A 14,380-nucleotide genomic window follows, 5' to 3' on the forward strand; every position below is an offset into this window, starting at 1 on the left:
CCGCCTTAACGCCCTTTCGGCACCCGCCGCACGGACAGGGTGGAAGCGACGAAGAACGTCAGGACGGACGCCAGGATCACCAGCAAGGCCGGCGTCCAGGAACCCGAAACGTCGTGCACAAAGCCCACCAGCGGAGGTGCCACAGCACCGAAGCAGTACCCCAGTCCCTGGACGGTGGCGGACATCCGCCCCGCGGAAACCTGGTCCCGGGCCAGCTTGATGATGGCGATGAAGATCAGGGTGATCCCGCCGCCCTGGGCAACCCCGCCAAAAACGCACCACAGCCACCAGAGCCCTGGCGCCAGCAGGAGGCCGGCGGGCACCGAGGTCCACAACACGCCTAAGGTGACAGCCGCCGTCGTCGTACTGAAATACTTGGCCGCAAAGGGCACACCCAGCCCGCCTAGAATGGCGAACACCTGGAACAGCGAAGACCCGGCCCCCGCTGCCGAAGCGGACATGCCGAGTTCATCGTTGAGGTAGCTGGGCAGCCACGCCGTGACGGCGTAGTAGGAGAAGGCCTGGCCTGCGAATGCCGCTGTCAGCCCGGCGGTAGTCCATGCCGAACCGGCAACAGCCGCCGGCCGCTGCCCATCCGGGACCGGAGCGGAGGACGGCACAAAGGCGGAACGAAGTCCGATGGCGAGCACCCAGCACACGATGGCCGCGACTGCCAGGAGCGCTGTGGAGGCGAGCGCGAGCTGCCAGCCTGCGAGCTCGGCCAACGGTGCCGTGAGCATCGATGTCAGGAACGACCCTACGTTCAGGGCCGCCGTGTAAACGCCCATCGCCGTTCCCTGCCGCAACGGCGGAAAGTCCCGGCGGATGATGAGGGGTGCGGCGATGTTGCCGATGGTGATCGCCAGGCCGATGACCACTGTTCCGGCAAGCACCAGCACCGGGCCTCCGGCGGACCGGATGATGACGCCGGCCAGCACGCCCAGGATAGTGAGGGTCACCGCGAATTCGGCGCCGTAGCCGCGGGCCACCATGGAGGCAAGGGGTGCGGCCAGTGCGAAGCACAGCACGGGAATACTGGTGAGCAGGCCCAGCACCACCGGGGTGAACCCGAGGTCCGCCTGCATCACGTCCACCACAGGGGCAACGGCGACGAACGGGCCCCGAAGGTTCAGCGCCAGCAGCCCAATACAGGCCAGCAGGATCCAGGTGTTCGGAAAACGGGCGAGGAAACGGGCGCTCACCAGCGCGGTGCGGGGGTTGGATCTTTTTTCATTACCCCCATTGCTATCACGGGCGTTACGCGGCGCCGTCGCTCCCTGCCGTGCCGTCCTGCCATACGATGAACATCACTGCCGCGGAACGGGACGAAGGACACAAATATGCAGCACCGGCTTGCCATCCTCGACGACTACCAGGACGTGGCACACGGATTCGCCGACTGGTCCTCGGTGGAGGCCGACGGCGTCACGGTCACCTCGTACCGGGAGCCGTTCCCTTCCGCGGAAGCGCTCGAGTCAGCGCTGTCCGACGCCACGATCATCATTGCCATGCGGGAACGGACCGCCTTCCCCCGCGGGGTGCTCGAAAGGCTCCCTGCCCTGCGGCTCCTGGTAACCACCGGTATGGCGAACGCCTCCATCGACATCGCGGCCGCGGCAGAGCTTGGCATCACGGTCTGCGGCACGCCCGGGTCCCCCACGGCTGCCCCGGAACTCACGTGGGCACTGCTCCTGGCCATCGCCCGAAACATCCCTGCCGAGGAAAGTTCGGTCCGCGCCGGGGGTTGGCAAAGCACGGTGGGGTTCGAGCTGGCCGGCAAGACACTCGGGGTGGTGGGCCTGGGCAAGATCGGCAGCAGGATCGCCGCCTACGGCCAGGCCTTCGGTATGGACGTGCTCGCATGGAGCCAGAACCTGAGTGATGAGGCCGCCGCCGGGGCCGGGGTGCGGAAGGTATCCAAGGAGGAGCTTTTCAGGGATTCCGACGTCGTCACGCTCCACCTGCGGTTGTCTCCGCGTTCGGAAGGCATCGTGGGCGAGCCGGAACTGCGGATGCTGGGCCCGGACGGCGTCCTGGTGAACACTGCCCGCGGGCCGTTGGTTGACCAGGACGCCCTGGTCCGGGCGCTGGCGGAAGGCTGGATTGCCGGAGCCGCGCTGGACGTCTTCGACCACGAACCCCTCCCGGCGGGCCATCCCCTCCTGACCGCCCCCAACACCGTGCTCTCCCCACACCTTGGCTATGTAACCCGGGAGAGCTACCGGCAGTTTTATGGCGGGGCGATGGAGGACGTCAAGGCCTGGCTTGCGGGCTCACCGTTACGGGTCATTTCAGCCTAAGATCCAGGCTCAGCGTGGGCCGGGCTACAGGTGTGAGGCTAGCCGGTTGCCAGCAGGTTGGCTTCGATAGCCGCCGGAGACAATACGTGCTGCGTCACCATCTGACTGGCGCCCAGGATGGCAGCCCGGTCACCGGCCACGGACAGCGCAATCCGAAGGTGGGCCGTGGCCAGGGGCAGCGAGCGCCGGTAGACCACTTCCCGCACGCCGGCCATCAGGTGTTCACCGGCCTGGCCCAGGCTCCCGCCGATCACGATGACCGAGGGGTTGAGCAGGTTAACCACTGTGGCCAGGACGTCGCCCACGTCGCGTCCGGCCTGGCGCAGCACCTGGATGGCCTGCAGGTTCCCCTGTGCTACCAGCCGCAGCACGTCGCTGCCCTTACCAGCCGGCACTCCCTGCCGCTGCAGTTCCGCCGCAAGGGCCGGGCCTGACGCCAACGCCTCCAGGCAGCCGTAGTTGCCGCAACGGCACAGCACGTCATCGCCGCGCGGGACCCGCACATGGCCCAGGTCCCCGGCCGTGCCGTTGGCGCCACGCTGCAGCGTTCCGCTGCTGATGATCCCCGAACCCACTCCCGTAGCCACCTTGATAAACAGGAAATTCTCGTGTTCGGGCCAGTGCGCGGTCCGCTCCCCCAGCGCCATGATGTTCACATCGTTGTCCACCAGCACGGGCACCGGCAGCGAGCGCTGGACGTACGCGGCGACGTCGAACCCATCCCAGCCCGGCATGATAGGCGGCTTAACCGGCCGCCCGGTTGCGTGCTCCACGGGTCCCGGCAGGCCGATGCCGATTCCGGCCACGTCATCCACCGCCCGTCCCGTCGCAGCCAGGAGCTTCAGTCCTTCCGTCACCACGCGGTCCAGCACGGCCTCGGGCCCGTCCGCCACGTCCTGCACCAGGCGCTGCTCGGCGAGGACCTCGCCGCGGAGGTCCGTGACGGCGACGATCACATGCGTGGCCCCGACGTCGACCGCCAACACCACGCGGACGGCCGGGTTGAAGGCAAAGCGCGACGGCGGCCTTCCGCCGCTTGAGGTGGCCTCTCCGGCAGGGCCAACCAAACCGGAGGCCAGGAGCGCCTCGATCCGGGATGCCACGGTGGACCGTGCCAGCCCGGTGGTCAATGCGAGCTCAGCGCGGGTGCGGGCCTTGCCGTCGCGGAGCAGCTGGAAGAGCATCCCGGCTCCACCCTGGGCCAGGGCAGGCTCAGGGATGGCGTTGCTGCCCGCTGTCTGGCTCATAGGACATAGATAGCACGGCCACTTCTGCATGTCACGCCGCTAACTTTTGCTTGACCGGCAGCAAAAGTCACCCTAGCGTTGCAGTAGCCGAAAAATTGTGGCCGAGCCCACTCCCCGCCCTGGTCCGGATACCAAAGCCGCGTCCGGAACCGGGCACAGAACCCAGGAGACGCCAATGTCCTACTCGCTCCAGCTCTACACCTTGCGCAACGCCATCCAGGAGGATCTGCCGGGCACTATCCGGAAGGTCGCAGAGATCGGCTTCACCCAGGTGGAGCCGTATAACTTTGTTGCTACCGCGCAGGAACTTGACGAGGCGCTGCGGGCGAACGGACTGGCGGCACCGTCCGGCCATGCCCCGCTGCTGAGCCAGGACCAGGACCAGATCTTCGCCGCCGCCAGGGAACTGGGCGTCACTACCGTCATCGAGCCGTACATCCCGGCCGAGCGCTGGCAGACGGCGGAGGACGTGCAGTCCACAGCCGCAAAGCTGAACGAGGCGGCAAAGAAGGGTGCCGGGTACGGCATCCGCGTGGGGTACCACAACCACCAGTGGGAACTGGAGTCCATCATCGAGGGACGCACGGCGCTGGAGTACTTCGCGGACCTGCTGGATCCCGAACTGGTCCTGGAAGTGGACACGTACTGGGTGGCTGTGGGCGGACAGGACCCGGTGGACATCCTGGGCAAGCTCGGTGACAGGGTGAAGTTCATCCACATCAAGGACGGCCCCCTCACCACCGACACCAAAGCCCAGGTTCCGGCCGGCCAAGGGAAGGTGGCCGTACTGGACGTCATCGCCGCGGCCACGTCGCTGGAAGTGGGCGTGGTGGAATTTGATGATTACTCCCGCGACATCTTCGAGGGCATCAACGAGAGCCTTTCGTTCCTGACCGCATCAGGCGAAGGGATCAAGGCATGAGCACCCCTTCGTCCGCACCCGCAGCATCCGCTCACCGGGCAACAGGCAGCGGCCCGGTCGGCGTTGGGGTCATCGGCGCGGGAAACATCAGCAAGCAGTACCTGGACAACCTCACCGTCTTCCCCGACCTGAAAGTCCACGTCATCGCCGACCTCTTCGAAGAGGCCGCCGAGGCCCGCGCCAAGGAATACGGCATCCCGGAATGGGGCGGGCCCGGGAAGGCACTGAACCACCCCGACGTCGACATCATCGTCAACCTCACCATCCCCGCAGCCCACGTGGAAGTGGCCACCGCTGCCGTCAACGCCGGCAAGCACGTCTGGACCGAGAAACCCTTCAGCCTCGACCGGGAATCCGGCCTGGGACTGCTCAAGACAGCAGACGCGGCGGGACTGCGCCTGGGCTGCGCACCGGACACCTTCCTCGGCGCCGGTTTGCAGACCGCGCTGCGGCTCATCCAACGCGGTGATATCGGCACCCCGCTGACGGCCATCACCACGTTCCAGACCCCCGGCCCGGAATCCTGGCACCCCAACCCGGCCTTCCTCTTCCAGCACGGCGCCGGCCCCCTGTTCGACATGGGCCCGTACTACCTCACCACCCTCATCCAGGCCTTCGGCTCCATCCGCAAGGTGGCCGCCGTCGGCTCCAAATCCAAGGAAGTCCGCGTCATCGGCTCCGGACCCAAGGCCGGCGAAAAATTCACCGTGGAAGTCCCCACGCACGTCTCCGCGATGGCCCAATTCGAAAGCGGCGCCTCGTCCCACAGCGTCTTCTCCTTCGAATCCCCCCGCGCACGGATGGGCTTCGTGGAAATCACCGGCACCGAGGCCACCATCTCCCTGCCGGACCCCAACTACTTCACCGGCGACATCAAGCTCTGGCGGGCCGGGGACGAAGACTGGACCAGCATCCCCGCCACCGGCCCGGCCAACGGCCGCGGCATGGGCGTCCTGGACATGGCACGTTCCATCCGGGCCGGTGCCCCCCACCGCGCCACCGGAGAACTCGCCTACCACGTCCTTGACGCCATGGTCTCCATCAACGAGTCCATCGACTCCGGAACCTTCGTGGACGTGGCAAGCTCCGCGCCGGCCTCAGCCCCCCTCCCCGAGGACTGGGCACCGGAAACCTTGACGCTGGGAGAAGGCGCATGAGCAACGAACCAACACGACAGGCCCCCTTGGGCGTGGCCATGATCGGCTACGCCTTTATGGGCAAGGCACACTCGAACGCGTGGCGGAACGTTGCCAGCTACTTCGACGTCCCCGCGGTTGAGCAGAAGGTCCTGGTGGGCCGGGACGCCGCCGCCGTATCGGAAGCCGCCGCCAGGTACGGCTGGAAGGAAACGGCCACCGACTGGCGCACGGTACTGGACCGGGACGACATCCACATCGTTGATATCTGTGCCCCGGGCTGGATGCATGCCGAAATTGCCATCGCCGCCCTCGAAGCAGGCAAGCATGTGCTGCTGGAGAAGCCGCTGGCCAACACCCTGGCCGAAGCCGAAGCCATCACCGCCGCCGCACACAAAGCCCGGGCACAAGGCGTGCAGTCGATGGTGGGTTTCAATTACCGCCGCGTCCCGGCCCTGGCCCTGGCGAAGGAGCTGGTCAGTGAAGGCAGGCTGGGGTCGGTGCGGCAGGTCCGTGCGGCCTACCTCCAGGACTGGCTCGCCGATGAGTCCGCGCCGATGACCTGGCGGCTGAAGAAGGAGACCGCCGGTTCCGGGGCACTGGGCGACATCGCCTCCCACGCCATCGACCAGGTCCTCTTCCTGCTGGGCGACCAGGTCACCGAAGTCTCAGGCCGCCTCCAGACGTTCGTGAGCCGCCGCCCCGGTGCCGAGGGGATGGAGGACGTCACAGTGGATGACGCCGCCTGGGCAATACTGACGCTCGCCTCCGGCGCGATCGCCTCCGTGGAAGCTTCCCGGGTGGCCACCGGCCGGAAGAACTCCCTGCAGATCGAAATCTACGGCGATAAGGGCGCGCTCCGGTTCGACCTCGAGAACCTCAACGAACTCGCGTTCAGCGACGCCACCCTGCCCCCGCGCGAGCAGGGCTTCCGGCGCATCGTGGTCACCGAACCGGAGCACCCGTACCTGGACGCGTGGTGGCCGCCGGGCCACATCATCGGCTGGGAGCACACCTTCACGCACCAGATCCGGGACTTCCTGCTCGCCATCGACGGCGGAACAGCACCCTCGCCGTCGTTCGAGGACGGGCTGGAGGTCCAGCGCATCCTGGCAGCCTTGGAGGAGTCCGCCGCCGCCAAGAGTGCCCTCATCCAGCTGTCCAGCACTGAAGGAGCCTGACATGCCCCGCCCCTACACCCTGTTCACCGGCCAGTGGGCCGACCTGCCCTTCGAGGAAGTCGCCAGACTGGCGTCCGGCTGGGGCTTCGATGGCCTGGAAATCGCAATCTCCGGCGACCACCTCGATGCCTGGCGCTGGGACGAACCCGGCTATGTCGAGTCCAAACTCGCCGTCCTGGAAAAGTACAACCTCGAGGTCTGGGCCATTTCCAACCACCTCAAGGGCCAGGCCGTCTGCGATAACCCCATCGACTTCCGCCACGAAGCCATCGTTGGGCCCAAGGTCTGGGGCGACGGCGACCCTGAAGGCGTGCGCACCCGTGCTGCTGAGGAAATGAAGCACACCGCCCGGCTCGCCAAGGCACTCGGCGTAGACACGGTTGTGGGCTTCACCGGCTCCTCCATCTGGCAATACGTGGCCATGTTCCCGCCCGTCCCCGAAAAGGTCATCGAGGCCGGGTACCAGGACTTCGCCGACCGCTGGAACCCCATCCTGGACGTCTTCGACGAATGCGGCGTCCGCTTCGCCCACGAAGTCCACCCCTCAGAAATCGCCTACGACTACTGGACCACCGTCCGCACCCTCGAAGCGATCAACCACCGGCCCGCGTTCGGCTTGAACTGGGACCCGTCGCACATGATGTGGCAGGGCATCGACCCCGTCTCCTTCATCTGGGACTTCAAGGACCGGATCTACCACGTGGACTGCAAGGACACCAAGGTCCGCCAGACCGGCCGCAACACGGTCCTCGGCTCCCACCTCGCTTGGGGCGATCCGCGCCGCGGCTGGGACTTCGTCTCCGCCGGCCGCGGCGACGTCCCCTGGGAAGCGTCCTTCCGTGCCCTGTCCGCGATCGGCTACGACGGCCCTATCTCGGTGGAATGGGAAGACGCCGGGATGGACCGCCTCCACGGCGCCCCCGAAGCCCTCGCCAACCTCAAAAAGTACGACTTCCCGGCGTCGAACACCTCCTTCGACGCCGCGTTCAAACAGTGACCCGAGGGCGAACGTAGAATCCCTGCATGCCGCATTCCATCCGCACAGCAACAACGGACGACGCCGAAGCGCTTGCTGCCCTGGCGGCCGTCACATTTCCGCTGGCGTGCCCGCCGTCGGCGTCGTCTAAGGACATTGCTGCCCACCTGGCGAACACACTCAGCGAACGGCATTTCCAGGCCTACCTCGCCGACAGCGATGTGACGGTCCTTGTGATCGATGCCGACGGCGGACTGCGCGGGTACAGCCTGCTGGTCAACCGTCCGGCCGCCGACCCGGATGTGGTTTCCGCCCTGGAAATCCTGCCGTCGGTGGAACTGAGCAAATGCTACGTGCACCCGGAACACCACGGGCTCGGTGCCGCCGCCGAACTGATGCACGCCAGCCTGGCGGCGGCTGCCGGGGCCGGCGGGAAGGGCGTCTGGCTCGGGGTCAACAGCCAGAACGCCCGGGCCATCCGCTTCTACGAGAAGTCAGGGTTCCGGAAGGTGGGCACCAAGTCGTTCCGGCTGGGCAGCACCGTGGAGCACGACTTCCTGCTGGAGCGCGCCGTCCGCTGACGCCCTACGCCCCGGGTGGATGCAGTCCTGCAAGGCCTTGCCCGGCTACCAGGCTTTCCGGTGGATAGGCCAACGGTGGACGGGGTTCGTCGAGGTGCCTCAGCCCTGGCGGAAGCCCTTCGATAGACCCCTCCGTTCCGTGCGCCCGGATCGTGACGCGCGACGAATCCAGGAGCACGTTTTCCGCCCGGAATTCACCCAGGCTCTCGGGCAGGATCGGAGCAAGGTGCACCACCCCACGGGTGAAAACGGGGTCGAAACGAAGCAGGATCCGGGCCAGCTGCACCGGCGCCGCTGCAGCCCACGCCTGCGGCGAGCAGGCCGTGGGATAAGGCACCGGGCCCGGGAGCTCGCCGCGGTCAAAACCGCAGAACAGTTCAGGCAGGCGGCCGTCGAAATGCTCGGCGGCTTCGAAGATACCCACGGCCACCTGCCTGGCCTCTTCCACGAAGCCGTACCTCATCAACCCGGTGGCCACCAGGGCGGTATCGTGCGGCCAGACGGAGCCGTTGTGGTAGCTCACGGGGTTGTAGGCACCCATATCCGAGGCCAGGGTCCGGATGCCCCATCCTGTGAACATCTGGGGGGACATCAGGTGCTCCATGACGGACTGCGCCTTGTCCTCGTCCGCGATGCCCGTCCACAGGCAGTGGCCGATATTGGAGGTCAGCGCGTCAACCGGGCGCTTGTCCTTGTCCAGGGCCACGGCAAAGTAGCCCTTGTCGGGCAGCCAGAATTTCCGGTTGAACTCCTCCTTGAAGGCCGCTGCCCTGTCCTCCCAGTGATGCTCCAACGCAGTGTCACCGGTCCAGCGCGCAAGCAAGGACCTGCCCAGGTAAGCGGCGTAGACGTAGGCCTGAACCTCGCAGAGGGCGATGGGGGCCTCGGCTATGGTCCCGTCGGCAAAATTAATGCCGTCCCAGGAGTCCTTCCAGCCCTGGTTAATCAGCCCGTGGTCGTTGGGACGGAGATATTCCACGAATCCGTCCCCGTCACGGTCGCCGTAGTTTTGGATCCAGTCCAGGGCGCGGTCAGCGTGCGGGAGCAGTGGCTGGATGACATCACGGGACAGTCCCCAGCGGCTGAGCTCGCCCAGGACCGCCACGAAGAGGGGCGTGGCGTCAACGGAGCCGTAATAGGCTGAGCCGCCCAGGGACAGGCCCGCCGTGACACCGAGCCTTACTTCATGCGGGATGCGGCCCGGTTCTTCCTCCGAGTCCGGGTCCACCTTTTTGCCTTGGATGCCGGCCAGGGTCTGCAGCGTCCCTGCCGCCAGGTGGGGACTGACCATGAGGCTCATATAAGAGGTAATCAGGGAATCCCGTCCGAACAAAGCCATAAACCATGGGGCGCCGGCCGCAACCGCAGCCCTGTCCGGGTGGTGTGCGTCGAAAATCCGAAGGGCACCGAGATCACTTTGGCTGCGGTTGAGCAGGTGCTGGAGGCCGGCGTCTTCAATACTGAGGCGCGGGACGGCTTCCTCCCAGTCCAGGTGCCGGCGCACGCCTTCGCGGTGCCGCGGGAGCTGCCCTTCCTGGAAGGGCTTCTCAGGAGCCTGCCCATTCACCAACGGCACCACGATCACACTGGTGCCCCACTTCCCGCGGGCCGGGACAGTGATGTTGAAGCGCAGCCCGTCCGTGCTCACCTCTGCGTCACGGGCCCCGATCGCCGATCCGCGCTGTTGTCCGTGCCTGGCGGCCTCGATGATCAGTTTGCCGTCCACCACTTTGCGGAGCGCGTCATCGGGCCCGGTGGTGCGTCCACCTTTGACGTCGAAAAGATCCGCCTGGTCCGCGTCGACGAGAAGCTCGATCTGGCACTGCACGGGTTCGCCCGCGTAGTTCTCCAGGGTGATGTCATCCTGCAGCCCGGGACCGATGTGGCGGACCTGCCGGACCACCAGAGGGCTGTCGAACCTGCCGTCCGGCCACTTCGCCCGGCCCACAAACGTGGCCTCGAAGGGTTGGGGGCGCTGGGCCACCAGGGGTTCGCGCAGCGTTCCGTTGACACGCAGGGTCCAGCGGGAAACTATCCTGGTGTCCTGGAAGAAGGCGCCGTGCGTGCCGCCGTCGGGACTGATATCGCCGCTTCCGGAGGAAATGCAAAATGAGGAACCTTCCAGCACGGTCACGGAGCCGGTGTCGGACACGGAAGCCTCGTTGTCTGCGTTCCAGGCGGTCATTGAAAGGACTCCCTTCCCGGCAGCGGCGGGAAGCTGCAGGGGATTCGAAAACGGCCCGCCCTAATGATTCTGGTGCACGCGGGCGGCATCCGGAACCCCTGCGGGCAAGTCCCCTGCCACCAGTTTCCGGAAAAGCCGGAGGTGTTCGTCCACCATGCGTTCCTCACTGAAGCGGTCCCCGGCAACCTGGCGGCAGGTTGCACGGCTCAGGCCGGCCGCCTCGTGGACAAAGCCCGCAAGCTGCTCCGTGCGTCCCAGGAATCCTGTCCGGCCATGGTCAATGATTTCGGGGGCGGAACCTATCGGAGTGCCGATCACGGGCGTTCCTGTTGCCAGTGCCTCGATCATGACCAGCCCGAAGGGCTCCGACCACTGGATGGGGTTCAGGAAGGCGAGCGCCTCGCCCATCAGCCGGTACTTGATGGCATCATTCACTTCGCCGACAAAGTCCTCATTGGGCCCCAGCATGGGCTCGATGACTTCACGGAAATAGCGGATTTCATCGGGCTGGCGCATCTTGACCGCTATCCGCAGCGGAATCTCTGCCTCCCTGGCGATCATAATGGCCTCGAGAAGTCCCTTGTCCGGGCAGGCCCGGCCGACGAAGCACAGGTAGCCGCCCCTCCCCGAGCCCACCGGCACGGAGGCGACGTCCATGCCGTGATGGATGACCCGGGTCACCGGCACGTCAGGCGCGCGCGAGCACTGGTCCCGCGAGATGGCGATGACAGCTGCCGTCCGGCCAATGGCACGGTAAATGTCCACAGCTTCGGCGTTGAGCGGGCCGTGGATCGTCGTCACCACAGGAACGCCATTGGGACGCTGCAGGTACAACGGGCCGGCAAGGGTGTGGTCATGGATGACGTCCACTTCCCCCATGGCCTCGTAGGCCCGGGCCACCTGGCTCAGCTCGGAGATGGTGAACCCGAGCTCGTCGATTTGGGCCGGCCGCATGCCCGGAACCCGGGGCACAGGGCAGGTGCTGTCCGACGGCGCCGCCAGCACAACGTCATGCCCTGCCGCAACAAACCCCCTGGCCAGGCTGTCCACTACTCTTTCAATGCCGCCGTAAGTCACCGGCGGAACCGGAATCCATGGTCCGGCTACCAGTCCTATCCGCATGCCTGCCTCGCGAAGAATACAGGCCTGGCTCCCCAGTTCGCCGGGCAGTTCGGTCCACGGAACGATGCTTCGGACCGCGGTGTAATTCGGAATTGTTCCAACCGACGGCCGCTGCTTAACCGCCATTCCGACTATGGCCCAGGAACCATCCGTGATCAATACCCAGTGCGGACAGGAGCGCATGTGCGGCAACTAACACCCCGTTCCGGAATGGCGCGGCATGCCCCGCCGTTACGTCCAGCATGAAGATTGAGATCTGGTCCGATGTCGCCTGCCCGTGGTGCTATATCGGCAAGCGCCGGTTCGAGACTGCCCTGGCCGGCTTTGAGCACCGCGATTCGGTGGAAGTAAAGTGGCGCAGCTACCAGCTGGATCCCACCCTGCCCGGGCACTATGACGGGACCGAGCTGGAGTACCTGAGCACCCGCAAGGGTATTCCGGAGCAGCAGGTCGCGCAGATGTTCCAGCACGTCGCAGAGCAGGCCAAGGGTGAGGGCCTGGATTACCGCTTCGATGCGGTGGTGGTGGCGAACAGTTTTACCGCCCACCGCCTGATCCATCTTGCAGCCGGCCACGGCAAGCAGGACGACGCCAAGGAGCGCCTGCTCAGCGACCACTTCGAGCACGGCAAGGACATCGGGAGCCCCGAGTACCTGACCTCCCTTGCCCTGGACCTGGGCATCAACAAGGTAGAGGTGGAGGAACTGTTCACCACGGACAAGTACGCCGACGACGTCCGCTCAGACTTCGAGGAAGGCCGTGCGTTGGGCATCAACGGCGTGCCGTTCTTCGTTCTTGACCGCAAATTCGGCCTTTCCGGTGCCCAGCCTGCCGCGACGTTCACCGCCGCTCTCAACCAGGCGTGGGAGGCCGCCAATCCACTGGTGCTGGTCAACTCAGTGGACTGCGACGCCTGCGGCGCTGACGGCTGCCCGGTCTAACAGTCAGGCTCCAGCGGTCAGCGGCCTTTACTGACACATAGCGGTAAAGTGTCTACATGCCCAGGATTACAGCGGCCAGCAACGCCGAGCAGCGCGCCGAGACGCAGCGGCGCATCCTCACCGCGTTCGGCGAGCTCCTCTTTTCCCACGGACTGCCCGGGCTGACGATGACCGACGTGGCCCGCCATGCAGGGGTGGGCCGCACGGCCGTCTACAACTACTACGCGGACATCGAAGAGCTCCTCATTTCGTACGCGCTCGATGAGACCGAAAAGTTCCTGTCCGAGCTTCGCGAGGCACTGGGCCAACTGGACAATCCGGTGGAGCGGCTGGCGCTGTACGTCCGTGCCCAGGTGGTGGACCTCAGCCGCCGCCACCTCCCGCCGGGGCCAGCGATGGGGGCTGTACTGTCGCCGTCGTCCTTCGCCAAACTCGCGGACCACGTGGGCGAGCTGAGCGTCCTGCTGCAGGGCATCCTGCGCGACGGGATGGAGCAGGGCTATCTTCCCGTGGCTGATGTGGGCCAGCAGGCGCAACTGATCCTGGGCACCTTGTCCTCCAGTGCCGCCCGGGGCAGCGATGAGCCGGCGGAACTTGAAGCGCGTGTGGGCAGGACGGTGCGTTTCATCCAGCTGGGCGCCGGAGCAAGGTTCGACGACGCCGGCCGCCCTCTCCGCGTGGCTCCGCTTCCCGCCGTGGCCGGCTGAGGACTTTTCAGCGGGTAGGCGCCGCCGACGGCTTGACCGGCCGCTTGTCGTCGTCGGCCACGCGCCGGCTTTCACGGGGGCAGCTGAGCTTTCCCGGCGTCTGGTCAACGAGTTCCGGCGGAGCCAAAGCCTTGTAGTCCTGAGCCAGGATGACGTCCACGCTGCCGTCCGTCCTGCCGTCCTGGAAGTAGTCCGAGCCCGGCAGGTTGCGCTGGACGCTGAACGCAGCCGACTGTCCGGCAGGGCCAGAGATCACAGCGGCAGTACCCCGGTAGCCGGCCTCCACATTTGCCACGGCGCCCACCACGAACTTCCGGGCCAGGAATTCGTCGGCCACTGACCGCGCCAAGCCCGGCCTGCTCGTGGAGTTGTAGACGTTGAGGTTGATCTTGTCGTTCGGGGTGTAGTCGAAGGTGCCGGCCGGGCAAGTGGAAACGGTCTTCTCTGCCGATTCCGCGGCGGGGATCTTCAGGCGCCCGTCGATGACGGCCAGGGCAATGATGATGGCCGCGATGATCAGTGCGATGAGGAGCACCAGCACCACGCCGTGGAGCACCCGGCGGCGCACCTTGGCCGTGTCATCGGCGTCGCGCTCCGCTTCAAAGGCGGCCCGAAGCTCCGCGCCGGAAATAACGTGGTGGCCGTGGAGGACGCTCGCGTCCTGCTGCTTCTTCCTAGCCATCTATGACCAGCACACGGGCGTGGATCGCCGTGCGCTGGTGCAGGGCGGTCCGTACGGCGCGGTGCAGGCCATCCTCCAGGTACATGGTTCCCTGGTACTGCACCACATGCGGGAAAAGGTCACCGAAGAAGGTGGAATCCTCGGCGAGGAGCGCCTCGAGGTCCAGGGTGCGCTTGGTGGTCACCAGCTCGTCCAGCCTGACCGGACGCGGCGGGAGCGCAGCCCATTCCTTGGGAGTGTTGTAACCATGGTCAGGGTAAGGGCGGCCCTCGCCCACAGCTTTGAATATCACCATGCCACCCTAGGCACCCAACGGGCCCAGCGAAAGTATCCGGCCCGCCCGGGGGCAGGTTGTAGCCAAACAGTGACCAAGTGTCATCTGCGCCGATCCGGACCGCTC

Annotated in this window: 14 protein-coding genes; 8 read left to right on the forward strand and 6 right to left on the reverse strand. The window is 66.2% G+C overall.

From position 1 onward, the window contains the following. Positions 1 to 5: 5 nt before the first annotated feature. Positions 6 to 1,202 (reverse strand): MFS transporter, encoded by a 1,197-nt coding sequence (locus AC5RVY_RS06275; RefSeq protein ID WP_493953858.1) that lies wholly within the window; start codon positions 1,200 to 1,202, stop codon positions 6 to 8. Between the two features lie 138 nt (positions 1,203 to 1,340). Here AC5RVY_RS06275 and AC5RVY_RS06280 point away from each other — a divergent pair, with 138 nt between their 5' ends. After that, the gene (locus AC5RVY_RS06280) at positions 1,341 to 2,300 is read left to right on the forward strand and encodes a D-2-hydroxyacid dehydrogenase family protein (RefSeq protein ID WP_493953859.1); all 960 of its coding nucleotides are present in this window, start codon (positions 1,341 to 1,343) and stop codon (positions 2,298 to 2,300) included. A gap of 38 nt (positions 2,301 to 2,338) precedes the next feature. On the opposite strand, the gene AC5RVY_RS06285 is transcribed toward AC5RVY_RS06280, so the two are convergent. Continuing rightward, on the reverse strand, positions 2,339 to 3,547 hold the full coding sequence (locus AC5RVY_RS06285) for an ROK family transcriptional regulator (RefSeq protein WP_493953860.1): 1,209 nt from the start codon (positions 3,545 to 3,547) through the stop codon (positions 2,339 to 2,341). 175 nt (positions 3,548 to 3,722) lie between these two features. On the opposite strand from AC5RVY_RS06285, the gene AC5RVY_RS06290 reads away from it, so the two are divergent. From AC5RVY_RS06290 to AC5RVY_RS06310, 5 genes are read left to right on the forward strand one after another with little or no spacing between them, the layout of a single operon-like run. Beyond that, positions 3,723 to 4,469: a sugar phosphate isomerase/epimerase family protein gene (locus tag AC5RVY_RS06290; protein ID WP_493953861.1), complete on the forward strand. Its 747-nt coding sequence runs from the start codon at positions 3,723 to 3,725 to the stop codon at positions 4,467 to 4,469. Then, complete coding sequence (locus tag AC5RVY_RS06295; RefSeq protein ID WP_493953862.1) at positions 4,466 to 5,626, forward strand: Gfo/Idh/MocA family protein; 1,161 nt, start codon at positions 4,466 to 4,468, stop codon at positions 5,624 to 5,626. Before AC5RVY_RS06290 ends, AC5RVY_RS06295 begins: the two co-directional genes overlap by 4 nt. Then, the gene (locus AC5RVY_RS06300) at positions 5,623 to 6,786 is read left to right on the forward strand and encodes a Gfo/Idh/MocA family protein (protein WP_493953863.1); all 1,164 of its coding nucleotides are present in this window, start codon (positions 5,623 to 5,625) and stop codon (positions 6,784 to 6,786) included. Before AC5RVY_RS06295 ends, AC5RVY_RS06300 begins: the two co-directional genes overlap by 4 nt. 1 nt (position 6,787) lies before the next feature. Continuing rightward, on the forward strand, positions 6,788 to 7,783 hold the full coding sequence (locus AC5RVY_RS06305) for a sugar phosphate isomerase/epimerase family protein (RefSeq protein WP_493953864.1): 996 nt from the start codon (positions 6,788 to 6,790) through the stop codon (positions 7,781 to 7,783). Between the two features lie 26 nt (positions 7,784 to 7,809). Further along, complete coding sequence (locus tag AC5RVY_RS06310) at positions 7,810 to 8,343, forward strand: GNAT family N-acetyltransferase (protein WP_493953865.1); 534 nt, start codon at positions 7,810 to 7,812, stop codon at positions 8,341 to 8,343. A gap of 4 nt (positions 8,344 to 8,347) precedes the next feature. On the opposite strand, the gene AC5RVY_RS06315 is transcribed toward AC5RVY_RS06310, so the two are convergent. Together AC5RVY_RS06315 and AC5RVY_RS06320 are read right to left on the reverse strand one after the other, a co-directional pair. Continuing rightward, positions 8,348 to 10,528, reverse strand: coding sequence for an amylo-alpha-1,6-glucosidase (locus AC5RVY_RS06315; RefSeq protein WP_493953866.1), 2,181 nt, complete (start codon positions 10,526 to 10,528; stop codon positions 8,348 to 8,350). A 60-nt stretch (positions 10,529 to 10,588) separates the two neighbouring features. After that, positions 10,589 to 11,650 carry a glycosyltransferase family 4 protein gene (locus AC5RVY_RS06320; protein ID WP_493954260.1) on the reverse strand — a complete coding sequence of 354 codons (1,062 nt, stop codon included), beginning with the start codon at positions 11,648 to 11,650 and terminating at the stop codon, positions 10,589 to 10,591. Positions 11,651 to 11,892: 242 nt separating this feature from the next. Here AC5RVY_RS06320 and AC5RVY_RS06325 point away from each other — a divergent pair, with 242 nt between their 5' ends. Continuing rightward, positions 11,893 to 12,591 (forward strand): DsbA family oxidoreductase, encoded by a 699-nt coding sequence (locus AC5RVY_RS06325; protein WP_493953867.1) that lies wholly within the window; start codon positions 11,893 to 11,895, stop codon positions 12,589 to 12,591. 56 nt (positions 12,592 to 12,647) lie between these two features. Further along, on the forward strand, positions 12,648 to 13,298 hold the full coding sequence (locus AC5RVY_RS06330) for a TetR/AcrR family transcriptional regulator (protein WP_493953868.1): 651 nt from the start codon (positions 12,648 to 12,650) through the stop codon (positions 13,296 to 13,298). Positions 13,299 to 13,305: 7 nt separating this feature from the next. On the opposite strand, the gene AC5RVY_RS06335 is transcribed toward AC5RVY_RS06330, so the two are convergent. Both AC5RVY_RS06335 and AC5RVY_RS06340 read right to left on the reverse strand, forming a co-directional pair. Continuing rightward, positions 13,306 to 13,980, reverse strand: coding sequence for a LytR C-terminal domain-containing protein (locus AC5RVY_RS06335; RefSeq protein ID WP_493953869.1), 675 nt, complete (start codon positions 13,978 to 13,980; stop codon positions 13,306 to 13,308). Continuing rightward, positions 13,973 to 14,272 carry a type II toxin-antitoxin system VapB family antitoxin gene (locus AC5RVY_RS06340; RefSeq protein WP_493954261.1) on the reverse strand — a complete coding sequence of 100 codons (300 nt, stop codon included), beginning with the start codon at positions 14,270 to 14,272 and terminating at the stop codon, positions 13,973 to 13,975. The genes AC5RVY_RS06335 and AC5RVY_RS06340 overlap by 8 nt, the downstream gene beginning before the upstream one ends. Positions 14,273 to 14,380 lie beyond the last annotated feature (108 nt).

It is taken from the genome of Arthrobacter sp. Ha26, from assembly GCF_059091705.1.